General features: G+C 69.2%; 17 protein-coding genes. 6 read left to right on the top strand and 11 right to left on the bottom strand.

The genetic code is table 11. The annotated features are described in order from the left end of the window. Positions 1-88 precede the first annotated feature (88 nt). Genes ACQF4J_RS47115 through ACQF4J_RS47140 form a run of 6 tightly spaced genes read right to left on the bottom strand, consistent with a single transcriptional unit; the run spans position 89 to position 10,157 of the window. Positions 89-502 carry an effector-associated constant component EACC1 gene (locus ACQF4J_RS47115; RefSeq protein ID WP_427168806.1) on the bottom strand — a complete coding sequence of 138 codons (414 nt, stop codon included), beginning with the start codon at positions 500-502 and terminating at the stop codon, positions 89-91. 32 nt (positions 503-534) lie between these two features. Then, positions 535-4,764 (bottom strand): hypothetical protein, encoded by a 4,230-nt coding sequence (locus ACQF4J_RS47120; protein WP_427168807.1) that lies wholly within the window; start codon positions 4,762-4,764, stop codon positions 535-537. Beyond that, positions 4,761-6,998 carry a transglutaminaseTgpA domain-containing protein gene (locus tag ACQF4J_RS47125; RefSeq protein WP_427168808.1) on the bottom strand — a complete coding sequence of 746 codons (2,238 nt, stop codon included), beginning with the start codon at positions 6,996-6,998 and terminating at the stop codon, positions 4,761-4,763. Before ACQF4J_RS47125 ends, ACQF4J_RS47120 begins: the two co-directional genes overlap by 4 nt. Further along, positions 6,995-8,200, bottom strand: a complete 1,206-nt coding sequence (locus tag ACQF4J_RS47130; RefSeq protein WP_427168809.1) for a DUF58 domain-containing protein — start codon at positions 8,198-8,200, stop codon at positions 6,995-6,997. Before ACQF4J_RS47130 ends, ACQF4J_RS47125 begins: the two co-directional genes overlap by 4 nt. Further along, a complete protein-coding gene (locus tag ACQF4J_RS47135) occupies positions 8,197-9,165 on the bottom strand; it encodes an AAA family ATPase (protein ID WP_427168810.1) in 969 nt (322 codons plus the stop codon). Before ACQF4J_RS47135 ends, ACQF4J_RS47130 begins: the two co-directional genes overlap by 4 nt. A gap of 14 nt (positions 9,166-9,179) precedes the next feature. Beyond that, positions 9,180-10,157 (bottom strand): WD40 repeat domain-containing protein, encoded by a 978-nt coding sequence (locus ACQF4J_RS47140; RefSeq protein ID WP_427168811.1) that lies wholly within the window; start codon positions 10,155-10,157, stop codon positions 9,180-9,182. Between the two features lie 1,721 nt (positions 10,158-11,878). On the opposite strand from ACQF4J_RS47140, the gene ACQF4J_RS47145 reads away from it, so the two are divergent. Continuing rightward, a complete protein-coding gene (locus ACQF4J_RS47145; protein WP_427168812.1) occupies positions 11,879-12,430 on the top strand; it encodes a Uma2 family endonuclease in 552 nt (183 codons plus the stop codon). Between the two features lie 255 nt (positions 12,431-12,685). Here the strand turns inward: ACQF4J_RS47145 and ACQF4J_RS47150 are convergent, their stop codons facing one another. The 5 genes from ACQF4J_RS47150 to ACQF4J_RS47170 form a co-directional block, all read right to left on the bottom strand. Further along, entirely contained in the window at positions 12,686-14,113 is a 1,428-nt protein-coding gene (locus tag ACQF4J_RS47150) for a hypothetical protein (RefSeq protein WP_427168813.1), read from the bottom strand. Positions 14,114-14,141: 28 nt separating this feature from the next. Further along, positions 14,142-14,660, bottom strand: a complete 519-nt coding sequence (locus tag ACQF4J_RS47155) for a hypothetical protein (RefSeq protein WP_427168814.1) — start codon at positions 14,658-14,660, stop codon at positions 14,142-14,144. A 280-nt stretch (positions 14,661-14,940) separates the two neighbouring features. Further along, the gene (locus tag ACQF4J_RS47160) at positions 14,941-15,144 is read right to left on the bottom strand and encodes a hypothetical protein (RefSeq protein ID WP_427168815.1); all 204 of its coding nucleotides are present in this window, start codon (positions 15,142-15,144) and stop codon (positions 14,941-14,943) included. 820 nt (positions 15,145-15,964) lie between these two features. Beyond that, positions 15,965-16,744 (bottom strand): hypothetical protein, encoded by a 780-nt coding sequence (locus ACQF4J_RS47165; RefSeq protein WP_427168816.1) that lies wholly within the window; start codon positions 16,742-16,744, stop codon positions 15,965-15,967. Next, positions 16,741-17,016, bottom strand: a complete 276-nt coding sequence (locus ACQF4J_RS47170; RefSeq protein WP_384815914.1) for a hypothetical protein — start codon at positions 17,014-17,016, stop codon at positions 16,741-16,743. The genes ACQF4J_RS47165 and ACQF4J_RS47170 overlap by 4 nt, the downstream gene beginning before the upstream one ends. A gap of 660 nt (positions 17,017-17,676) precedes the next feature. On the opposite strand from ACQF4J_RS47170, the gene ACQF4J_RS47175 reads away from it, so the two are divergent. From ACQF4J_RS47175 to ACQF4J_RS47195, 5 genes are read left to right on the top strand one after another with little or no spacing between them, the layout of a single operon-like run. Then, a complete protein-coding gene (locus ACQF4J_RS47175; RefSeq protein ID WP_427168817.1) occupies positions 17,677-18,609 on the top strand; it encodes a conjugal transfer protein in 933 nt (310 codons plus the stop codon). Beyond that, positions 18,606-18,947, top strand: coding sequence for a hypothetical protein (locus ACQF4J_RS47180; RefSeq protein ID WP_427168818.1), 342 nt, complete (start codon positions 18,606-18,608; stop codon positions 18,945-18,947). The genes ACQF4J_RS47175 and ACQF4J_RS47180 overlap by 4 nt, the downstream gene beginning before the upstream one ends. Next, positions 18,944-19,525, top strand: coding sequence for a hypothetical protein (locus ACQF4J_RS47185; RefSeq protein WP_427168819.1), 582 nt, complete (start codon positions 18,944-18,946; stop codon positions 19,523-19,525). The genes ACQF4J_RS47180 and ACQF4J_RS47185 overlap by 4 nt, the downstream gene beginning before the upstream one ends. After that, complete coding sequence (locus ACQF4J_RS47190) at positions 19,522-22,209, top strand: ATP-binding protein (RefSeq protein WP_427168820.1); 2,688 nt, start codon at positions 19,522-19,524, stop codon at positions 22,207-22,209. Before ACQF4J_RS47185 ends, ACQF4J_RS47190 begins: the two co-directional genes overlap by 4 nt. Next, positions 22,206-22,562: a hypothetical protein gene (locus ACQF4J_RS47195; RefSeq protein WP_427168821.1), complete on the top strand. Its 357-nt coding sequence runs from the start codon at positions 22,206-22,208 to the stop codon at positions 22,560-22,562. The genes ACQF4J_RS47190 and ACQF4J_RS47195 overlap by 4 nt, the downstream gene beginning before the upstream one ends.

A 22,562-nucleotide genomic window follows, 5' to 3' on the forward strand; every position in this document is an offset into this window, starting at 1 on the left:
GGTTCCCGGAAGGGCTCGCGTGGCCGGTGTGTGGCGGTTGCTAGAGGTCCCAGTGACGCAGGTTTTAGGTGTGACCGACCTCGCGCGATCAAGCGGCAGGTCCGGGCTGCTGACTCGAATCCCCGGTGACGGCGGCGGGGTCTGTCGACTCAGTCGCCTTCTGCACCGTGGTCAGGAACGTCTGCACAGCAGCGGTGGTTTCCTTCGGCAAGCTCCTGCTGTCGAGAATCACGACAGCCGAGCCGTCGCTCTGCTTCTTGAACGTGAGGCGCAGCCGCCCGCGCCGCATGTGCAGCCAGCCGACCAGGACGCTGGTGAGCATGGTGCAGACTTCGGGTGCGACGTGGACGAGGAGACCGGTGAGTTCACCGCCCAAAGCGCCTTCGGGGACGGGTGCCCGGACCTCGTCCACTCTGTCGACCACGGACTCCTTTCCGAGGGTGCGCCGCAGATGACGCAAGTCGTCGGAGTCATCCTTGAGTTGCTCGATCAGAAAGTTCATGTCTGTTCTCCAGTGCTGGTGATGAGGGGCCATCAGGTTTTGTGGCAGGCCGATTCCGCGGATCCATGGGCATAGTGCGGCCACAGTGCGGCGACCTGTGGAGTCAGCGGGGCCGCGCAAACTCGGTCGATGAGCGAGGCCGGGGTCAGGTCGGAGAGCAGGGCCGTACCGTCTTCGGCCGCGACCAGGAGCTTGTCTCCCGGCCCAAAGGCGATTCCGGTGATGCGAGCCGCCCTGGATGGTAGGTCGATCGCGGTCGCCGGCGCGGAGTGGCCGTCGAGCTGGATGAGCGTGACACCTCCTTGGTCGTTGCCGACGGCTAGGACGGTGTCGTCCTGGTTGAGAGCCAGGGCGGAGACGTTCGCCCCGGGTTCGGGGGTCACTGTGAGGGTGACAGTGCTGCCATCCGGACCACTGGCGAGCGTGACGGTTGGGCCGTCACTTGTCACCGTCAGATGGCCGTGGGTACCGGAGGCGGAGGCGACGCCTGGGTCGAGAGGCGTGGTGGGAGTGGGTGCGGGGATGGCGATGCCCCCGGTCAGATCCCACGTTCTGCGTAGCGGGCCAGCGTAGGTCGCCGTGAGATGTTCACTGCCGGGAGCGAAGCTCAGTGCCGTGACGGACCCGGCTCCCGCTGGAGCGGCAAGGGTTGGTCGGCGCTTCGGGCGACGGGATTCACGGATGTCCCATAGGTCCACGCCGCCGCCGCGGGTACCGACGGCGGCGATGGTACCGGAGGAGTCGATGGCGACTGGGCCCGGGACCGACGTCACCGGAAGCTCCGCCACGAGACCCGGCTGTCGCAGACCGGTGAGGTCCCAGACGCGGGGCGGGGCGCCCGGCACAGCGAGAAGACGACCGTCGGGACTGAACTGCCCGGTCCTGGAACCGTGTATCTCGCCGGTGGGAGCGCTGACTACGGAGGTGCGCGTTGCGCCATGACGCGCGTCCAGATTCCAGAGTTCAAGGCCGGTGCCGAAGATGGCCAGCATGCCGCCGTCTTCCGAGAAGGCGCAGGATGTGCCATGGGCAGCGAGACCGGCGGTCTGCCTTGTCGTCCCGCCGGAGGCGGCCCAGACCCGGGTGGTAGCGGCGACCTGGGCGAACAGGCCGCCCCGGGGACTGAAGCAGACACTCGTCGCGGGGAATTTTCTGCTCAGCGGCGGCTTCGCGGTCCGCCCGTCCGACGCGCGGATCACTTCGTCGTGCGAGTCGATGGAGCTCAGTGTCCACGCTCCCTGCGGATCGCGGATGGCCAGAGTCGTCCCGTCCCCGGTGAATCGCGCGAACGATCCCGGAAGCGTCACGGCCCTGGCGGGTCGGGGGCCGCCGTCCGTCCGCCACACTTCAGTGCCGTCCTTTGTCGCCGTGCCACCGTTTTCGCTGGTCTCGGCCCCGATCGCGAGGAGGGTGTCGTCCGCTGCGAACGTCAGCGCGAACGAGGTGTCGGGATCCACCTCGCCCAGGGCGGTGGTGACCATGGAGCGGGGCTGTGCCTTGGGAGCCCCGAGGTTCCAGAGCCTCACGACCCCGCTTGCGTTCGCACCGGCGAGCAGATCACCACTGTGGCCGAAGGCCAGGGCCGTCGTGAATCCGCGGCTGGCGGGCAGGGTAGCGACCCGGTGACCGTCGCTGAGGGCGGCAACCGCGATGGCCCCGCTGGGTCCTGCGGTAGCGATCCACTGGTCGCTGATGCCGACCTGTGCGCCGGACAAATGGCTGGTAAGGCCGTCGGAGACGCTGGTGGGGCGAACCTCGACCGCTGTGTGCAGCAGGGCGTTCCAGGTCTGCGGACCGGGTGCCGTGTGATAGGCCGTGGCAGCGAGCCGCGCAGCGAGGTCGGGATGGTCCGCCCACACCGAGTTCACCGCCGACACCAGCCTGTCGGCGGTGTGATCGGATTGAGCCTGCTGGGCAGTAGCACGCTGATGACGTCCGTAAGCGAGCCCCGCCCCTCCCGCCAGCAATGCGAGGACGGCCACGACGGCGCTGAACCGGTGTATGCCCTCGAAAAGGCGACGGCGGCGCGCCTGCCTGGTCCACCAGGCCATGGTGGCCTTGAGGTATTCCCAGTCACTGGGCGAAAGGCCGCTCCTGCCCCGTCTGCGGACGGCCTCGGCAAAGTCGTCGGGCAGAAAGATGTCCGGTGTGAAGTGCCGGTGGCTCGAACCGGCAGCGCGCCATCGCGCGGCCTGGTCCTGGATACGTTCTCGGACGATCTGCCACTCGCGGTCCTCCCGCACCCATTCGATCATTTGCGGCCATGCAGTGAGCAGGATCAGATGTGCCAAGGACACACCGGACGCGTTGTCCACGACCAGCAGATGCTTCCTGAGCGTCTCGAAGGTGCGGGCCGCCAGGTCGTGATCGGGCGGCTCGACGGCGCCGGCCGCACCGTCGAGCAGGGTCTCCTTCGGGATGGTCTTCAGGTCGAACGGCCGCTGCCCGCTGTGGTTCACCAGGCTGAGCAGCAACACCCGCGCGACGTCCCGAGCGGACTCGTCAAGCTCGCGAAAGCACTCATCGGCGGTTTGCTGGATAACACCCATGAGCCTGCCGCAGCTCTGGTACGCCTCCAGGGTCAGACGACCGGCCGGCGACCGGTCCCAGGTGACCCGCAACGCCTGTGCCAGGTGAGGCAGCAGGCGGGACGGCGTCAGGTCGGAGGTTGCGTCGGCGTAGGGCGGCTGGGCCGCAGCGGCGAAGTCGGCGCAGATACGGGCGACGAAGTCGTCATCCGGCGAGACACCCTCCATCTCGGCAGGTCTGACCACCGCCTGCCACACGTCCGAGTCGTTGAATGGCGGCAGGATGTGCTGGTTCACCGCCAAGGCGTGCCGGAGGCTGTCGTCGGAATCCGTGAGCAGGGCGGCGAACTCCGACTGGACGGCGAGCAGCACTCGTACGCGTGTGTTGTCCCTGTCCGGATCTCCTTGAACGGGACGCCGCTCAGGGGAGATGTCGGTTCGTGCCAGGGTGCACAGAGCGGCGATGAAGGCCGCACGCTCACCCGGCTCGGTGTCCGGATCGAAGGTCTTCTCGAACTGGTCGACGATCACGAGCAGTTCGGGAAAGGGCCCGTCGGGGGTGGCGTTGCTCGTCATCACCTCTCTGGCGACCGACCGTACGCCTTGTTCTCCGGAGCGCAGCCGCGACTCGATGTCGGCGATGTCGATGCCGTGTCCCAGTTCGGCGAGGTGACGTGCAAGGCCGTGCAGCGGACGTGGTGTCGAGGGCTCCAGCACGGCGGCTACTCGCGAGGTCGCCGCCCCCTCCGGCGGCAGGTCGGCCAGTCTGGGCAGCAGCCCCGCACGGATGAAGGACGACTTGCCTGATCCCGAGGGGCCGTTGAGGATCAGCGGCAGGCGAGGGGTGGTGATCGGGGTGAGGTTGAAGGCCAGCGCGTCGGCGTAGTCGCCGCGGCCGTAAAACCATTCGCTTTCCTGCTCGGTGAAGGCCGCCAGTCCGGGGTAGGGACACACCCCGCTCGGAATCACGCTGCTGCCTGCCGAGCGCCTCTCCTGTTCCAGCGCCTCGCTGTGCGGGTTGGGGGCCAGCACCAGGTATCCCGCGGGTCCGCTGACACTGGGCGTCGGCATCCCGAGAGGGGTCGTTCTGCGCAGGGTGTCGCCGAAGGTGTCGAGTCTGACGGTCGGTCCGAACTCGGGGGTTCCGCGCTCCAGCAGGTCGATGATCCGGCCGCCAAAGGCGGTGTGTTCCTGGTCCGGTGGTGCCAGCGCACGCTTGTCCGTGGTGGCGGCGGCAAGGAGGTAGTACGACTCCATCCCGTCGAAATCCCTTGCTCCCCGGTTGGCATCGCAACAATCGAGGATCGCTATCAGGGCTCTCGGCTGCGGGTCACCCCATCTGACAACGTCCACCACATGTTCGAATGTGACCTGCGAGTAGTGTGCCGGAGGGCCGAACGAGTTCGGAGGCGCTGACCGTTTGGTCATCAGCCGTAGCCGTCCGTTGTCGCCCGATGCAGCGTGACCGACGAAGTACAGCAGAAATACGCCTCCCTTCGCTTTCCGGACGGCCTCGTCCACAGCGGCGAGCAGTGTCTCGGGGTCTTCGGGGTCGAGCAGCGTGGTGACGGCGTCCGCCGCCATGCCGCAGCGGCGGCGCAGTACCGACTGCAAGTCGCGCACGGTCGGCTCGGCGGCCTTGACCGGCGGCCAGCCTTCCGCTTCGTAAGTGCCGCAGCCGATCAGAAGGGCGTGGGCCCGTGCTGCAGCGAGCACACCGATCGGGTCCGTCACCGCGGGCCTCCTTGTCGTTGCTTGTCCATTACGTGAGTCCGCGGATCCGTCGCCCGGCGCAACAGACGCCGTAGCGCCCGGGCACGGGTTTGTCGGACCAGTGCGCGGCAGCGGTCGGTGATCTCCGCCTCCAGCTGCCAGGCCCCGTCGGCGTCGGCATCGGACATCCGGGGCCAGTAGGGATGGCGCTGGGCTTCGTCGGCGTCGGGTTCGCCGTAGCGGGCCTGCGTCGTCAGCACTCCCAGTGCCGTGAGTTGCGGCGCCAGCGCTTCCTGTGCCTCCGGGCGCAGAGCGTCCGCGAGGTACTGGGGCAGACGGGGTGCCCGGCGGGCGAGCAGCCGCCGCCTGGCGAGCTGGGCTGTGGTCACCTCCCAAGCGCCCTCGACACGTCCGGCGGGGGTGGGGCGTCGTCTGGCCCGGCGTCTGCGGAGGCGGGGGGCGAACACGAGCGGCCAGGCGACAGCCGTCAGAGTGGCGACGCCGAGGACCGTCAGCAAGGCCGTCCAGGACACGGTGTTCCGCTCGGGCTGTCCGGTGACGCCGGTGGGGGTGGGATACGGCGGGATGGGCAGGGCCGTGGGCGAGGGCAGCCGACTGGGGCTGGAAGTGGCGGTCGGGGTGGCTGTCGGGCTGGGTGGCCGACGCGTGGGTAGCGGAACAGCCGCGGCAGGACCGGTGGTCGGCCGGGGCAGGATGTCGAACGGCAACCAGCCGAGCCCCACGAAGCGTACTTCTCCCCATACTTCGACATCCGCCCCGGTGAAGGAGCGGGAGCCGTCTCGATGTCCGCTGCCGGCGGTGAAGCCGACGGCGACCCTGGTGGGCGCGCCCAACTGGCGTGCTCCCAGTGCGAAGACGGTGGCGAAGGCCGCCGCCGAGCCCTGTCCGGTGGCGAGCAGTCGAGCGGCTCCGCCGAGCGTTTGGTCCGCCGCCTCGCCCGTGCGGTAGGTGTAGTGCGAAGTGAGACGGCGAGCGAGCGCACCCACCCGCTGGTAGGACGTCGCCGAGGAGGGCAGCGCCGAGGTGCTGACGCTGACCAGCTTGGCCAGGTCGGCGGGAACGTTAACCGGGACAGCCAGGGTGGTCGGATCGGAAAGGTCGGGGACCAGGACGTCGTCCAGGTTGTTCGGGTCGTCCGGCTGACGCGGCACGCTGGCCCGATAGCGGCTCCCCCGCCGCAGAGGATGCTGCGCCAGAACCGTGCCGTCGTGCCTGCTGACGGTCACGGGCACGCCTTCGACGGACACCGCGTGTTTCGGCAAGGGGAGGTACGGTCCCGTCATCCCCTCAACGCGTACATCGGTGGCGCTCACGTCGGACGCGGCGGGTCTGCTTTCCGACAGATAGGAGAGGGAGGCCGCGGAGACGAATCGGCCCGAGGGTTGCCACGCGACTCCGTCGTAACGGTCAAGGTCGGCCAGTACCCAGGTGGTCGGAGCGGCGCCGGTTGCACGGAACAGGGTCTCGCGCGGTCGGGACGCCCAGGCCGCCGCCTGGGCCAGCGGGTCAAGGGCACTCGGCGCGGTTCCCCCGGTGCGGCGGACGATGTCGTAGGGCAGCCGCTCAGTGAGCCAGGAGGAACTGGTGAGGAGCGTTGTCGCCAGGACCACGCATCCGGTGGCGAGCGTAGCCGTTCCCCATCGCTGCTGCGAGCCCCTTGATAGGCGGTCGCCGTCAGACTTCGCAAGGTCGGCCGCGACGGCGATAGCGAAGACGATCGCCGGAACGGTCCCACCTGCGGTCTGCGGCGCGCACATCAGCATGCCGACGACCATCGCTCCCGTTGGCGGCAGCAGGGCCAGAGCGCCCGCCTCGGCCCGTAGGCGCAGTTCCACGGCTGCCACGGTGACGGCCCAGGTCAGCGAGAAGGGGGCGACCAGGGCGTCTGCGTCAGCGGAGGCCGGAAGGCTGACACCGAGTCGAGACCACACACCGGCTTCGGCCGACGCGGCCTCCCGTGCTGCTCGCAGAAGTCCCTGCGCGGTCAGGACGTCATGGAAGAGCAGTGCGGTGCCCACCATGCATCCCAGGACGGCTAACAGGGGCAGATCGACCTCCGGCCCCCATGCCGGTCGCAGTCGCCGGAGGACAGCTACGGCCGATGCGGGTACGACAGCGGCGACCAGAACGGGAGCGGCCAAGGCCTCGTACGGAAAAGCTGCACCGAAGACGAAGCCGGAGGCCACGGTCGCCAGGACTAGCGCGGGCAGCCGACGGAATGAGGATCTACTCATCGAGACGCCTCCATCCTCATCGTCCACTGGGCGATCGCCCCGCGTGCGTCGACGGCGTGGATGAGGGAGGCGCCCCGCGCTCGCACCCACCGCACCACGGGTTCTGCCGGTCGGTGCGGCCCGATACTCACTAGGGTGAGCCGCATGGGCAGCGCCGAGTCCCGCAGAGCACTGAGCAGTTCAGCCCTCGGTTCGCCAGTGACGATCGTGCACGCCGCCGTCCCGACGAGACCCGCTCGGATCGACCGCCCGAGGGAAAAGGGGCCGTCGGCGGTCGGTCCTGGCGCGGCGACCTGTGGCTGGACGGATGCGAAGGCCCGCGCGATGTCCCCTTCCGTGCACCTGTCTCCGGCCGGCCAGGTCCACACCCGTGGGCCGCTGGTCGTGCCCAGCCGCAGTGCCTGGCCTACGGCGGTGGCAGCTGCGACGACCGACGCCGAGAAGTCCACGGCTTCCTCGAACTGCTCGACGGTGGCGTAGGAAGCTGCCGCGGTGTCGTGCAGGACGACGAACTCCCGCGTGGGAGGGGAGACATGTTTGCGGACCAGCATCACTCCGGTTCGCCCGCTGTTGGGCCAGTGGATCAGCCGGATGTCGTCCCCGGGCTCATAGGGGCGCAGGGTGTCGAAGTCTCCGGGGGCGGTCGCGGTGCCTCGGCCGCTCGTGGACGACCGCGCTCGACTCAGCGTTTCCATCCGGGCGACGGCGACGAGCGCGGGACGGATCAGCAGTGAAGGCGTCTCGCCGGTGCGGGTTACGCGTCGACAGAGCCCAAAGGGGTCGGTCTGTGTCAGCACAGGTGGGCCTACCGTCACTACTCCGTGTCTCGTCGCCCTCAGCGAGATGGTCCGTTCCCGGTGGTCGGCGGCCTGGGTGGGCTCGGGGGGCCCCGCGGATACGGTCGTCACCCCGGCGGGGCCGAACGCCGTGGTGTCCAGGTCCACGCTGGTACGGAGGAGCAGTCCGGTGGGAGTGACGCGTATGCGCGCGGTCACCAGGCCTCCGCGCTCTATGGTCCCCGTGTCCAGCGAGACTCTCCCGGTCGGCCTTGGTGCGGTGACCGTGGATAACACCCCCCAGAACAGCGCCAGTAACCCGGCTAGGGCCGCCAGGGCGAGTGCCGGTGCGGCCAACAGGACGGCGCCGCAGGCCAGTACGGCGGACGTGAGCAGAAGTCCGAGGCCGGTAGTGGTGAGCCTCATCTGCTGGGCCTGGCACTGTGGACGGCGCGCTTGACGACATCGGTGGCGGTCACGTCGTGGTATGCAGCACTGCTGTCGAGCATCAGTCGGTGCGCCAGCACAGGAGTGGCGAGGAATTCCACGTCCTGCGGAGCGACGAAGTGTCGCTGTCGGCTGGCGGCCCATACCCGGGCGGCGCGGATCAGGGCGATGCCGGCTCGCGGGCTCGCACCCAGCCGCACGGATGGGTCGTCCCGTGTACGTCCGAGGATGCGGACGACGAATTCGTGGATCTCGTCGTCGACCCGCACGCCTCGCGCGATGTTGATCATCTCGGTCAACTGGGCCTGAGACACAGCCCGCTGCGAGTCGTCGACCGGCCTGCCCAGGCTCTGCTGTTTGAGGATCTCCCGCTCGGTCCCTGCATCGGGATAGCCGATCCGCATACAGATCATGAAACGGTCCAGCTGCGACTCCAGCAGCGGGTACGTGCCCGCGAAGTCGACCGGATTCTGGGTCGCCACGACCATGAACGGTCGTGGTACGTCGATGGGGTCGCCGTCCGGGGTGACCTGTCGCTCCTCCATGACTTCGAGGAGGGCCGACTGGGCCTTGGGCGAGGCGCGGTTGACCTCGTCGCACAGCACGACGTTCGCGAAGACGGGCCCTTTTCGGAACACCAGCCCGCTGCGGCTTTCGTCGAGGATCATCGATCCTGTGATGTCGGAGGGGAGAGTGTCCGGTGTGAACTGGATCCGTTGGAACTTCCCCTCCACGGATCTTGCGAGGGCATGGGCCAGTGATGTCTTCCCGAGTCCAGGGAAATCGTCGATGAGTAGATGGCCTTCGGCGACCATCGCGGTCAACGCGAGGTCGATCTCCTGCCGTTTGCCCAGAATGACGCGTCCGACATGCTCGGCCAGTGTGTTGAAGGACGCCGCGAACCGGTCGTACACGGCGGCATGGGAACCATATGAGTAGGGCATGCGGCTTCCTTGGATCACTGGGTCTTCCACAACTGCACACTGGTGTCGTCGGCCACACCGAGCAGTCCGGTGCGTGGGTCGAAGGAAACCTGGTCGATGGCGGAGGTCCGCCGGGTGAGGGTGCGCGACAGAATCGGCTGCCGTCCCGGGGCGACCTTCCACAGCTTCACGGTGCCGTTCTGCTCGCCGGTGGCCAGGACCGAGCCGCTCTGGTCGAAGGCGGCGGCGGTGAGGGGCGAGCCCGTCGCAAGGGTGCCGGCCACGACCGGTTTCGTGGCGTCCCGTACGTCCCACAATGTGGCCGTCACACCGATCCCTGGGCCGAGCAGCAGGCGTCCGTTCGGGCTGAAGGCCAGCGCGGCGAAAGTCGAGCCGACGTCGGTCCTGGACATCAGGGCGGGATGGCGGATGTCGGAGACGTCGTAGAGGTAGAGCACGCGCGGGCCCTGTCCGGTTCCAGGACGCGCGCGCCTCACCTCCACCGCCATCGTCACGTCGTCGGGGCTGAAGGTGACATCGACAGCCGCGTCACCGGCGTCGAAGATCCCGTCGAGGCTGGACGCCCGTGCCGGAGCCACGGGGTCGGCGCTGTCCCAGATGGAGACATTGCTCGCGCCGGTGCCGCCTTCGTCGACCGCGAAGGCTCCTCCGTCCGGCCGGACCGCCAACACCGGTCCAAGACCACGGTCCTGGGTGACGGGAAGCACCTTGCTGGACAGGACGCGCGGTATCCCGCCGGTCGAGTAGATCGTGAAGTCCTGGAAGTGGGTCGACGGCTGTCTGCCAGCGACGAACAACAGGCTGCCCTGAGCCGCGAAGACCACCCCCCTCGTGTCGCCTCCCGGGCTGTCCGTCACCGGGTGGAGGCGTCGGGGGGCGCGCGGTGCAGAGACGTCCCACAGCTCGCCCTGACCGGGACCATGGGCGGTGACCAGCCTCGCAGCGACCGGATCCCAGGCCAGGGCGGTTCGTTCATAGGCCGAGTTCGACACCACGGTGATCGTATTGAGCAAGCTGGGGCCCCTCCCCCCTGGCGCGTCCGTGGGGGCCGGCCCCGATGCCGAGGGCCGACCCGCAGGCGGCGGGCTACCGCTCGGCGACGGCGAGGTGGACGGACGCGACCGGCTGGAACTAGGCGTCGGCGAGGACGTGTCGGGGCTCGGCGTCGGGGTCATGCTCACAGACGGGCTGGATACGACGGAAGGGCCTCCGGAAGAGGTGGCAGACGGGTGTGCAGCCTGCCCGTACTTGGCGAAGACCCGCGTGGTTCCCTGGCACACGACCATCGCATAAGGTCCCGTCTCATCGTTGCCCCAGACGAGTCCGTTCTGCACGAAGACGCTCAGCCGTGCGCGCCCGTCGGAGTGTCGTAGGCGAACCGGTGCGCGCAAACGACCAGAGGCGGTGTCCACGACCAGCACCGTGCCTGACGTGGCGTCGGGTACGTACACGAGTGCCCCCGACGCCACCGGTCGGCCCAGCACGTCTGTTCTAGCGACAGGCAGTCGCACGCGAGTGAGCGCCCCTGTCGTCGAATTCACGGTGACCAGGGTCTGGGTCGGCCGCATGACAAGTGGAACGAGGGCTGAGGCGTGGGAGGGGACGGCGAGTTCGACGCCGGTGACCGCTTGGGAATGATCGCCGGTCGAGAAGGATCTAACTGAGCCGTGCGCTGACAGGACAGTGAGCCGTAAAGTCCGGGGGTCGAGGGCGACCGCCTCGGCGTTCGCGGCCGCCGTAAGGCGTAAGGACTCATGGACGTCGCCGACACGGACACGCGCCACGATGTGGTTGTCTTTGATCCGCACCACGGTGCCGGACGACCCCAGTGCCGCCCACAACGAACCATCGCTTCCCGCGACGGCCGACACCACTGGCGCGGCAAATTTCACCGCCCGCGGGCTACTGGCGGTATGAGACGAGGCTGAGACCGATTCGACGGCATAGGGATGTGACTTGGTCCCGGCGCCGCTATGCAGCGGCTTGTCCGTAGTGCCATAGACCTGAGACCCGGACACAGCAATGAAATCGCCGTCAACCGCCAAGTCCTGTTCGCGGTAACGCTCGTTGGCGTCGTCCACACTCCACACGGACCGTCCAGACAGCAGTACGACGCTGCTGCCCTGCTCATCGAGCGCAACTGGACCCGAACTGGTGCGCTCGGGCAGAGCAAGCTGTGCCACTGGCCGACCAGATCCACCGTCGACCTTCGTCAACAGCCCCGCGGAAGTCGACAGCAGCCATGCGGTTCCTGATTGGAAGCGTGGTGCAGCAGCGCCGTTCGAATGATTGAGCAGAAAGGGCCCGACCATGCAGGCAAGTCCCAAAAGCCCGGCAACGGTGGCATGACGACCACGTTCAGCCGACAGAAAGCACCACCGCACGGCCCACCCCCCATAAGCCGAATACTGCAACCTGGGTCCGGAAAGCACGGCAACGTGCGCGCCAACTCTCGATTGTCCGCCCCCCGGCTGTCCAACATCGAGCAAGGTATAGCGAGTTACATGATCATAAAAGGTAAATGACCAACGGTGCTCGATTTGGGACAGAACTGACGGCTCGGTGTTCATACTCGCCCGGCCCCATCCGCCAGGGCTCCGCGCCGCTACAGACGACGCTCATGGACCCGCAGCGCACCGCTACACCACGGAAGTGCGCCGTGGGACGAAAAGTGTCCGCCATATCATGACGGCAGATGGGAAGGAGCCTCTCCATGAGCGTCCACTCGATCATGGACACCGATTTCCCCAAGGGATACGCGGTCCTGTTCGGGGTCGACGGCAAGATGATCATGATTCCGCGGAGCGAAGAGTGCTCCGGCACCATCAGGTCGATGCAGATCGACTCACTCGCTCTCGGTCGTCACGCGAAGGTCACCTCCGACGTCTACATCGACTTCCCCGGAGACGAGCACTCCGCCCCTGGCCTGGCCATCCTGCGCGACGACGCACGCAAGGTGAGCAGGCGCTACAGCTTCGAGGACGTCCTTTTGATCTCCGAGGTCGTCTCTACCTCCTCTGCACGCAAGGACTACAACGACTGCACCACCAAGTACGGGCGCTACGGCATCCCGATCTACCTGGTCGTGGACCCCTACGCCGGGGAAGTCGTCCTGCACACCGAGCCCACCGCGATCGGCTACAGCACGGCGCTCAAGCGCGCCTACGGCACGGGCAAACTCCCCATCCCCCTGGCCGACGGCCGCACCTTCACCCTCGACCTCGACGAACTCCCCCGGCCCGAGCCGGAAACCGACGCTCACTGAGAAGACCCTGCCCAGGCCAGGTCGGACAGGAAAGTCAGGACCGCTTCGACTCCCCGAGGCTGAGGTAGTGCAGGTGCACACAGAGGTGGCGCAGTTGCAGGCGGCGAGGTCGACACCGGCTTGGACCTCGGCGATTCATATTCGCCCTGACGCGCCAAGCTGATCGGCTTGACGGCCTGGGATACCGGTCCTGAGGGGCAGGCGTTTGCCTGAGCCGTCATGCCCGCTTGATCAGCATTGGCTCCCCCGTAGCTGTCAGGCACGCTGGCACAGCGGCGGCAGGAGTCCGTCGCCCGGCCAGAAGGGCTGCTCGGCCGTGAGGCCGGTGAGGGACGTGCCGACCTCGGTCAGGACCTTGGTGCGCTCGTCCGGTCCGTAGACAATGGCCTCGCCCGCTGCGGCGTCGAAGGCACGCACCTGGCTGTTGGGGCCGGTGCAGATCAAGGCCCGGGCGACTTCGGGGAGCTGGAGGCTGAGGGCGTCGCACCGTTCTGTCTGCACGAGGTGCACCAGGTCGACTGTGACGCGTTCCCAGTCGCCGACGGCCGGCCAATCGGCGCCGCCGTTCAGTTCGTGGGTGAGGGTGGCCAACGGGACGATCTCACCCGGCTGCCGTCCTTGGGTGAGGAGGGCATGGATCCGGGTGCCGTCGGACTGGAGGATTCGCGGGTGGAGCAGGGTGTCGGCGGCCACGAGGGTGGTGTTGATCTCCTGGACCCCGGGGCCGGGGTAGTAGGGCTCGTGCGCGAAGAGCAGGTAGACGGTTGCGGTGCGGGCAGCGGTGTCGAGCTCGGGCATGCCGAGTGCTCCTTCCAGGGGTGAGGGGCCGGGCTTGTGCAACGCCGGCCCTGTCGTCGACCGAGTTCCAGGCGGCCGCGACGGTGTGCAGGCCTGGTCCGCGTGGTCCGGCCGCGCCTGGACGGATGCGTGCCCCAGGATCTGCGCAACCTGGTCGGCGAGTTGGAGCATCAGCCGCTCGCGGGCGATCAGTTCGCAGGAGACCGAGCGGGCGTCGTGGGTCTGGAGCAGGCCGGCGGCGTCCCACAGCAGTTGCTGGCCGACCTCGGCAGAGCGGCGCAGTTCGTAGCGGTCGCTGCCGGCCGCCGCCTGGAGGAGGCAGGTGTGCCAGGCGGCGAGGCGCTGGAGGTAGCGGCAGGCGCTGGCCTCTTGGACGCTGCGGACGTGATGGCGGGTCCGGGCATCCAGCGTGGCCGGCACGTGTTCGGCGAGCAGCGGCGGCAGCGCGATTGCTGGCAGGACGACGTCGGCAGGGATGCCGTGGGCCATGGCGAACAGGCCGGCGATCAGGCTGCAGAACGCGATGGTGAAGGTGACCAGGCGCAGCGAGGCGCGGGTACCGGGGAACAGGTCGATGCGGCAGGCAGGGCGCCGGGTCAGCCAGCGCAGGGCCAGACGGTGCGCACGGGTGGCCGAGGGGGTGAGAACTCCGATCTCGTGGGCAACTTCGGGCCGCGAGCCGTCGCCAGGGATCGTCCAGGCGAGCCAGCCCCACCCGGTGCGCTCGTAGACGAGCACCGGTTCGCAGTCGGCTGTGCAGGTGTGGACGTGGGCGGTGCGCAGGGCGCGGGCGTGTTCCTTCTCCCACCGACCCGGGTCGGCCGCGAAAGGGTGCAGGTGCTGCGCGAGGCCGGGTGGCGGGGGTGGGCGGTGAGTGTCGGTCACGGGCTGCTCGTCCTTCCAGTGGGATCGGTCAGGCGGAGGCACACGTGGTGCAGCGGCCGTCGCCGTCAGGGTGGGCTCGCTTGCGCGTTGGGCCGGGGCAGGTGCGGCACAACGGCCAGCCCAGACAGGCCGGGCAGAGGTCCTCACCAGAAGCGGTGGCGGGCACCCCGCAGCCGGCGCATTCAACAAGGGCCCGGTAGGTGAGGGCCTCGGTCACGGAACGGGCGGCGGCCGCCGTCGCAGGCCGCTCCCAGGCCGCCTCCGCGAACGGCTCGTCCAGCGGGGCCGCGCCGGGGCGGGCGGCGCTGGTGGGCGGCGGGTAGGCCTGGGCGGCCCGCAGCCGGGCGGCGATGATCGCACCGACCGTGGTCCGTACCGGGTTCGGCAGGGGCCGGTCGGCGATGACGTGCCGCAGTTGCTCGGCGTTCCAGCCGGCCTGAAGCATCACGGTCACGACGCGGCCCTGGTCGGTCAGCGCCTGTCCGGTCAGCAGCAACTCGGGGCGGGCTGCCCCCAGTTCGAGCAGCAGCCCGATCCCGGGATGCATCTCATCCGCCGCGAGCCCGGCCGGCGGGGACGTCGCAGCGTCCGGCCGGTCCGGCCGTGAAGGTGTTCGCGGCTCGCGGCACGGATGGATGGGTCTGGTGTTCTGCTTGTTGGTCTTCTTTCTGTTGGTGTTCTTAAGGCCGGGATCAGCCAACGTAGGCTCAGCCAATCCTGGAAGACCCGACTCTGGATGCGACCTGGGGTTTTGCAGGGCGGGCAGGTCGGTGATGACGTACAAAGCCTGCCCGAGCGTGCCGTCGGCGTTGCGCTCGCGGGTGCGGTTAAGGAATCCATCGCTCCAGCTGCTTCAGGCCCGCGGTGACCGCGTCGACGCCTTCGCGGCCGCGCCGCACCAGTTCGGCGACGGTGACCTGCCAGCCGTCCCGGTGCGTACTGATGTACCCGAACAGACCCTTGGCCTTGAAGGACAACCGGGTGTCGCGGAAGAGGTCGTTGGCGACCTGGGTGAACTGATCGGCCGCCATCACCCCGCGCCGGATCCCCGCCCCCCCATCCGATCTCGCATGCGTCTTCGATCGCGAGGGCGCACGTGGCTTCCAGGACGGCGACGTCGAGAGTGGCGGGGCGATCGGTGATCGAGTAGACGGCCTCGCCGAGCGTTCCGTTCGGGCGGCGCAGGCGTTCGCGGACGAGGTAGCCGCAGTGCTGCAGTTCCTTCAGGCCGGCGCGGACCGCCTCCCGCCCGTCCGGGCCGACGGCGACCAGGTGGTCGAGGGTGACTTGCCAGCCATTGCGGTGGGTGCTGACGTACCCGAAGATGCCCTTCGCCTTGTACGAGAGCCTTGAGTCCCTGAAGAGGCCGTTGGCGATCTGGGTGAACTGATCGGCCGCCATCACACCCCGGCGGATTCCTGCCCCGAAGCGGCTCATCGCCATGCTCCGGACGCGGCCCGGGCACGATGCCCAGGACCGTGCGCCGCGCCCGCGAAGGCGGGATGACCGTTGCTCCTGGGCGCGCAGGCGAGCGTGTGATCCATGCGGTCAGCTCACACGCGGACCCCGACCAGGCTGACGGCCATGAGCCCCGACCGCCGGTCACGATCCGGTAACACGGCCTTCCAGCTGCCGTGGTCGCTCTCATGGTCGGACCGACCACGCGCCTTCTAAGCGCTTGGCCGCAGGTTGGAGTCCTGCCTGGGGCGCGCAACACCCTCTTTCTGCGGAAACGCGCGAGGGGTTCTTTGATGTCCGGATGCGCATCGCTGTGAGACCAAGCGGCTTGGCTGCCCCCGGTCGTGGACAACCCTGACATCGGGGTCGCAGTTCACGCCGACGGACGCCTGGCTACCCCTCCTCGTCGCCCAGCACCTGGGCGGCCACGCGTGGGTCCATGAGGTTGGACCACGCCTGTTCGGCCGGGAGCAGGTCCCGCTCAGGCAGGGCGTACTCCGGATACCAGCCTTCAGCCTCGCAGCCGGGGACGTTGCGCAGGATCAGCACGGTCAGGTTCGGCGGAACGGAGCCGGTGATCCGGACGGCGAGGTAGGTCTCGTGGCCGTCGTCCGCCCGCACCTGGAGGCCAAGGGTGAAAGTGTCGAACTCACGCGTGTGCTCACGACCGTCGCGCAGCGTGGCGCGCGCCAGGTCCAGCAGAGTCTCCCGCAGGCGGCGCACGAAGCGGACACCTGCCTCGGCACGGTACCGGACGTGGTCCTCGCGCGCGGGCAGTAGGTAGGCGGTGTGCGTCGTGGTCTTCAGGCCGCCGGAATGTTCCGCGTTGTAGCGCGCTCGGGCAGCGCGACCATCGGCCTCAAGGGCTGCATAGAAGTCATCGCCCGAGCCGTCCTCTCGCCGACCAGCCGCAACCAGCCACGGCAGGTCGGCGTCTAGCCATACCGCGCCGCGCCACCTCTGCACCTTGACCTTGAACAGCACCTGGTCATCCACGGACCGGATGCGTTCGTGCTTGCCGTCCTCGTCCGCGAACTGCTCGGACGCTTTGGCCAGCACCGGATGGTCGATCTCGTCCAGCGGTGCCGTGACCGGCGGCACCGCGAGGCCCAAATCCTCGCGTAAGCAGCGCAGCGTCGGGCGGGCCGGGCGCAGCGGGCTAGGTCCGCTCATTCCTCGATTCCCCCGACCGCGTCGATCTCCTCTGCGGTCAGCCCGGTCAGCAGCATCACATCCGATTTCAGTGATCCATCCAGCACGCTGAGCGCCTCCACCATGCCGGACCGCAGATCCTCACGGCGCTGCTCCAGATACGCCCGGACCGCCTCGGCCACCAGGTCCTTCTTCGTCAGCCCCAAGAAATGAGCGCCCTGGCTGATCAACTTGTCCGTCGCCGGGTCCACCTTCAGCGGGGACTGGCGTGCCGGTTTCGGCGCCGTCGTCATCGCTAACACACCTCCTCCGCCGCCATAGTACCTAAGTACCTCACAGTGCAGTTGTTTCGGCGTTACCGAGATCGAACACGCCCTGGCTCCGGCCGACGGCACGCGCCTTCGCTGCCCGAGACGCCCATGGAGTAGGGATCCCGGAATCGACAGCAAGCGCTTTGACGATTTCCGTTCATGGACGACCTGCGAACACGCAGGTGAGCACATCGCTCAGGCCAGCGCCTTCTATGAGGGCGTTGCGCAATCGGGCTGCGCAACCGGACTCGGGATCCTGCGCAGTCGAGTTGTGCTGGGTCGGCTGCGCAGTCGCCCCAAGTTCCCGATCTTCTCTTGCGCAGGTCCGTCTGGAGCACTGCGCAGGGGTCTGACGCGGCCCGGCCGACTTGCGTCTGCGTATCGATGTCCGGGCCCTGCGGCCCGGCGGCGGGTGACCGCGCAGCGGTCGCCAGTTCTCGGGATCAGCGCGTGACGCGATGGCCTGTCGCCGACGCACGACTGCCCCATGGTCGGGGTCATGGTCGGGCCGACCATGACCCCGACCATGGACTTCGTGTCCCCATCGTGACCGTGGTCGGGGGTTCATGGTCGGTGGTCGGGTCGGGGTCGGCGGATTTTCTCAAGGTCAGCAATTAGACGTTCTGACCTGGGAGATTGACCATGTCCCCTGGCAAGCAGGCCTCACCGAGCGAGGCCGCAGCTCCGATGGCGGCCGGCGCGCGGCTGGAGGCGATGCGCCGCCGCGTACGCCTTTCACGCGTAGCGGTCTGGACCGTCATCGCGGCCGGACCCATCGCCCTCGCCGTCGCGGTCGCCTCCACCCCGACCACGGTCAGGGCGGCTCCTGCGGCCAAGCCCACCGCCGTGCGCACCGCGGCATCCGCTGCCGACCCGGGCGGCTATGCGCAGGTGTTCGTCGGCGCGTGGTTGCGCAGCAGCACGAACGACGAGACGAGTGCGCAGGCGCGGCTTGCGCAGTCGATGGCGCCGGACGTCGCACTGCCCACCCCGGCCGCCGATGCGCAATCGGCTCCTCAGTCCGTGACGGCGGTGCGCAGTGCACAGCGCGGCACCGGCACGTGGTCGGTGACGGTGGCTGCGCAATACGCAGGCGGATCGGTGCGCTACTACGCCGTGCCGGTGGCCTCCGACAGCACGGGCTCCTCATTCGGCGTGACCGGTGCGCCCGGTGTGGTGGCCGGTCCGGTCCGAGCCGAGGTGGCAAAGTCGTCGTACGCCGTGACCGTCCCGGACGGTGATCTGTCGTCCGCGGTCGGCGAGTTCCTCACCGCCTATCTGACGGGTGCCGGCGAGGTGAGCCGCTACCTCGCGCCCGGCGTGAACCTCGCCGCCGTCTCCCCCGCCCCCTACACCGCTGTCGCCGTTCAGCAGGTGTCCGCCGTCGAGGAGGCCGCAGCCGCCGAGAAGGTGCCGGCGGACGGCACGACGGTGCAGGTGCTCGCCTCAGTGGAAGCCCGGGACGCGACCGGCCGGTGGCCGCTGGGTTACGAGCTCACGCTCAGGGCCCGCTCGGGCCGGTGGGAAGTCGCCGCGCTTGAGTCCGGCACGGCTCAGGACGGGGGCGGGCGGTGAACACCGTGCGCAGCCTGATGCTCGCCGGGCAGCTGGACGACCTCGGCAACAGCTGGATCAACATGTTCAAGGAGTGGGCGACGAAGGGGCTGCAGGCCGGTCTGATCTGCCTGGTCGTCGTCATCATGATCCAGAAGTTCTCACTGAAGGCGGGGATCGGCGCCCTGCTCCTGATGGTGATCGCGCTCGGTCTGTACAACGCGCGCAACGACCTGGCGAACATGTTCACCGACGAGGTGAAGAACCCGTCCAAGGGCGCACCCGCCGCTCCCGGCGTCGTCCGCTCTGAACTGCCGGCCTCTCGTGACCACTCGCCGGGCGTCGAGGGCTGGCTGTGAGCGCGGCCGCGGCACGGGTGGGCCGCTTCTACACCGCCGCCCGCCGCCACCCCTGGGTACTGGGCAAGGTCGCCGACTGGAAGATCCCCCTTGGCCCCTACACGCCTGCGCAGATCGCCCTCGCCGTCGGCGGCGGCTTCCTTCTGGTCAAGACGATCAGCTGGTGGTCGTGGATGGGGCCGGTCCCCATCGTCGGGTGGGGCTTGGTCATCTGGATGGTGCGCCGGCCGAAGTTCGCCGGCCGTGCCCCGATGCAGGCCGCACTCGGCTGGGTGCTGCTTGGCTGGCAGCCCCGCGGTGGGCGGATCGGCGGGCGGGCCGCCCGCGACCGCGATCCGCACCCCCTCCTCGGCGGCTTCACCATCGAGGACACGCCCGCACCCGCTCCCTGTCCTGCTGCGCAGGCCGCACCCTTCCGTACAGTGCAGCGGCGTCCGGCCCGGGCGCCGCACCCGAGCCCGGCCACAGACCACTCGTCCGCACTCCGCCGCACACACCCGGCTGCTCCCTCGGTGGCAGGGCCGGTGTCGGGTGTGCAGCAGCTGCTCGCGCTCGCCCAGCCGGGGGGTGCGCGGTGAGGGTTCCGATCCGTCACATCGCCGGGCACCTGGTGTGGTCGACGCAGGGCAGCGTGTGGGCCGTCTATCGCCTGCACCCGGGCCCGGACGCCCACGGTCGGCGTGAGGAGACCGTCCAGGGCACCTATGTACCCGCCGCCGTCCGCGACGAACAACTGGCAAAGATCACGCACCTGGTGCGCTCGCTGTCCGGGGCCCCGCGCCTGTACGGCCTGTGCGCCCAGGTCGACCCCGGCGAGATCGCCCTGAGGATGATCGAGGGCATCGAGCCGGCCGAGCAGGCACCCGGTACGGGCCGCCGCCCGTGGGTGGAAAACGTTGAGGCCACCCTGGAGCTGCTGGACGACCAGGAGATGCACCGCCGCACGCTGTGGCTGACCGTGCCCCTGCAGACCGAGACCGGCACCCTGCGGGTGTCGGCGTCCCTCGGTGCGGCGTGGGCCGAGGTCGCACCGATGCTGGGCATGCGGCCGGCGCCGGTGGGCCGGCGCGAGGCGAGCGCGTATCGCGAGCAGGCCTCGCGGGTGGAGGCCGCGCTCGCCGGCGGCGTCGCTTTCCGCCCGGCCCGTCCGGCGGAGACCGTGTGGATGATCCAGCACGCCCTGCACCGCGGCCTTGCCGAGCCGCTGCTGGCGGAGGCCGAGACCAGCGAGATGTACGGCGGGCAGATCCGGGACGGCGTGCTGCGCTCCCCCAGCTACGCCGATCTCGGCCAGGTCCGCCTGCAGGAGGGAGGCATCGACCCCGAACTCGATGACGTCGACGAACTCAAGACCGCGGGCAGGATCACCCGGTCGGGCCGCACGGCCTGGTGGCGAGTGAACACCGGCTCGCCGCTGGGGCGGCGCTGGCTGCAGGTCGAGTCCGACAACGGGGTGGGATATCAGGCGCAGTTGGCGCTGGCCGAGTGCCCGCCCGCCCTCAGCCAGGATGCAGCCGACCTCTTCGCCCAGTTGGAAATGCTCGACTTTCCCGTCGACTACACCGTCGACCTCACCCTCGTGCCTGCGGAGAAGGCGCGCGAGCAGGTGCGGCGCAAGAAGAACGAACTCATCGACCAGGCCGACCAGTACGACGCCCGCCCCACCGGCATGCCCGCCTCCCTCACCGAGGCCGCCCGCGACCTGGGCGAGCTCGATGCCCGCCTGTCGCGCACCTCCGTGGAGGTCGAGGTGCAGTCCGTCACCGTGCTGACGGTGTGGGGGCCGACCGCCGCAGTGTGCGACGCGAGGGCCCGCGCCCTGGCGGCGCTGCTCGGCGGCGCCGACTACCGCGCCGTGCGCCCGGCCGGCCTGCAGGAAGCCCTGTTCACCCTGGGCCTGCCCGGCACCGTACGGCCCGGCGTGGTGCGGGAGTTCACCCAGCACCAGATCAGCGAGGACTGGGCGTTGGGTGGCGCCTTCACCGTGGGTGAGGTCGGCGACCCGAACGGCATGTTGCTCGGCATCGACCTGGACTGCGGCACTACCCGCCCCGTCATGATCAACGTGGCCGATGCGCCCAAGGTCGATGCGTCCGCCTCCATGGGCATCGTCGGGGACCTGGGTGCGGGCAAGAGCGTGTTGCAGAAGCTGATCGCGGAGGCGGTGTGGGCGCGCGGCGGCTGCGCGATCTGTATCGACCGCACCCCCGTGCGCGAATGGGCGACCTTCGCCCGCACCGCCGCCGCGGGCCGCGTGCAGATCATCGACGCCGCCCAGGCCGAGGTGTCCATCGACCCGCTGCGCATGTTCGACGGGCCGGAGGGCCGCCACTACGCCTTGTCCTACCTGACGCTGCAGCTCGGCATCGGCCCGATGAGCACCAGCGGCGAGGTCCTTCACCACGCCGTCGAACAGGCCGCCCTCAGCGACGCGCCGTCCATGCACCGCGTGCTGGAGGTCTTGGAGAAGATGGCGGCGCGGGAGGCGGGCAAACGGCAGGACGCGGCCGCCACCCTCGCGGGCCTCATCGGGGTCGTCGCGACCAACGCCCTGGCGGCGATGGTGTTCGACCCGACGCTGCCGCCGGTCAGGCTGGACGCCTCCAGTACCTCCGACATGATCGTGATCACCACCACGGGGCTGAAGCTGCCACCGAAGGCCGCGTTCGCCAACCCCGAGATCCTGCACCAGCAGCCGCTGGAGGCACTGATCGGCCGTGCGGTGCTCTACCTGATCGCCGCGATCGCCCGGCAGACCGCGTTCGAAGACCCCTCCCGGTTCACCGCCGTCGTGCTGGACGAGCTGTACTGGCTCACCTCCTCCGCCGAGGGCACGGCCCTGGTCCACGAGATCCTCCACGACGGCCGCAAGCACGGCGCCGGCCTGTTGGCGGGCTCGCACGACGCCGCAGAACTCGGCCCCGACCGCGGCCTGATGGCCTACCGGGCACTCGCCCGCACCACCGACCGCGAACGCGCCCGTCGTGGCCTGGAGTTCGTCGGACTCGATCCGAACGACGACGCACTGGTGCGGCTGGTGACCACAGGCCTGTCTCCCGTCGGCCAGAGGGGCCGGGAGGGTGAGTTCCTGCTGACCTGCCCGCGGCAGAACACCGGCCGCATCAAGGTCTCCATCCCCCGCATCCCGCGTATCACCACCTCCATTACCACCACGCCCGGACGCCGCACGAGCGCTGCCCCGCCTTCCGTGACCCGTGCGGGTGAGGCCGCAGAAACCTGTCCGAAGGAGCACGTGGGATGACCACGTCGTCCTGGAACCACGCCCGGCGCGTCGCGGCGGTCGTGAGCGTCCTCACCGTTGTCGCCGTCGTCGTGGGCGCAGTCATCCTCGCCCCGAAGGTGGGCGTGCCAGACAGGTGGTGGCCGGACACCGGACAGGCCTTCACCGGCAGCCGCACCGCACACCAGGATCCCTGCGCCTTGATCGTCGGCCCGGGCAAGGCCTACTGCGAGCGGGGCACGGCGACCACCACCGCCGCTGCAGGGCAGCAGGATGTGGCCGGTGCGGCGTGGAGGCTGGTGGCCGCCGGTGCGGGCGTCGCTGCCCTGGCCGGTTGGCGGCTGCGGTCCGTCCCTGGGCAGAGGCGGCGCTGA

This window comes from Streptomyces sp. C1-1 (assembly GCF_050214755.1).
GTDB lineage: Bacteria > Actinomycetota > Actinomycetes > Streptomycetales > Streptomycetaceae > Streptomyces.

Bases quoted from the DNA above. Each gene is read 5' to 3' on its own strand.
- ACQF4J_RS47115 (WP_427168806.1), bottom strand. From the start codon at position 502: ATGAACTTTCTGATCGAGCAACTCAAGGATGACTCCGACGACTTGCGT.
- ACQF4J_RS47125 (WP_427168808.1), bottom strand. From the start codon at position 6,998: ATGAGTAGATCCTCATTCCGTCGGCTGCCCGCGCTAGTCCTGGCGACC.
- ACQF4J_RS47130 (WP_427168809.1), bottom strand. From the start codon at position 8,200: ATGAGGCTCACCACTACCGGCCTCGGACTTCTGCTCACGTCCGCCGTA.
- ACQF4J_RS47135 (WP_427168810.1), bottom strand. From the start codon at position 9,165: ATGCCCTACTCATATGGTTCCCATGCCGCCGTGTACGACCGGTTCGCG.
- ACQF4J_RS47145 (WP_427168812.1), top strand. From the start codon at position 11,879: ATGAGCGTCCACTCGATCATGGACACCGATTTCCCCAAGGGATACGCG.
- ACQF4J_RS47155 (WP_427168814.1), bottom strand. From the start codon at position 14,660: ATGCATCCCGGGATCGGGCTGCTGCTCGAACTGGGGGCAGCCCGCCCC.
- ACQF4J_RS47160 (WP_427168815.1), bottom strand. From the start codon at position 15,144: ATGGCGGCCGATCAGTTCACCCAGGTCGCCAACGACCTCTTCCGCGAC.
- ACQF4J_RS47165 (WP_427168816.1), bottom strand. From the start codon at position 16,744: ATGAGCGGACCTAGCCCGCTGCGCCCGGCCCGCCCGACGCTGCGCTGC.
- ACQF4J_RS47170 (WP_384815914.1), bottom strand. From the start codon at position 17,016: ATGACGACGGCGCCGAAACCGGCACGCCAGTCCCCGCTGAAGGTGGAC.
- ACQF4J_RS47175 (WP_427168817.1), top strand. From the start codon at position 17,677: ATGTCCCCTGGCAAGCAGGCCTCACCGAGCGAGGCCGCAGCTCCGATG.
- ACQF4J_RS47195 (WP_427168821.1), top strand. From the start codon at position 22,206: ATGACCACGTCGTCCTGGAACCACGCCCGGCGCGTCGCGGCGGTCGTG.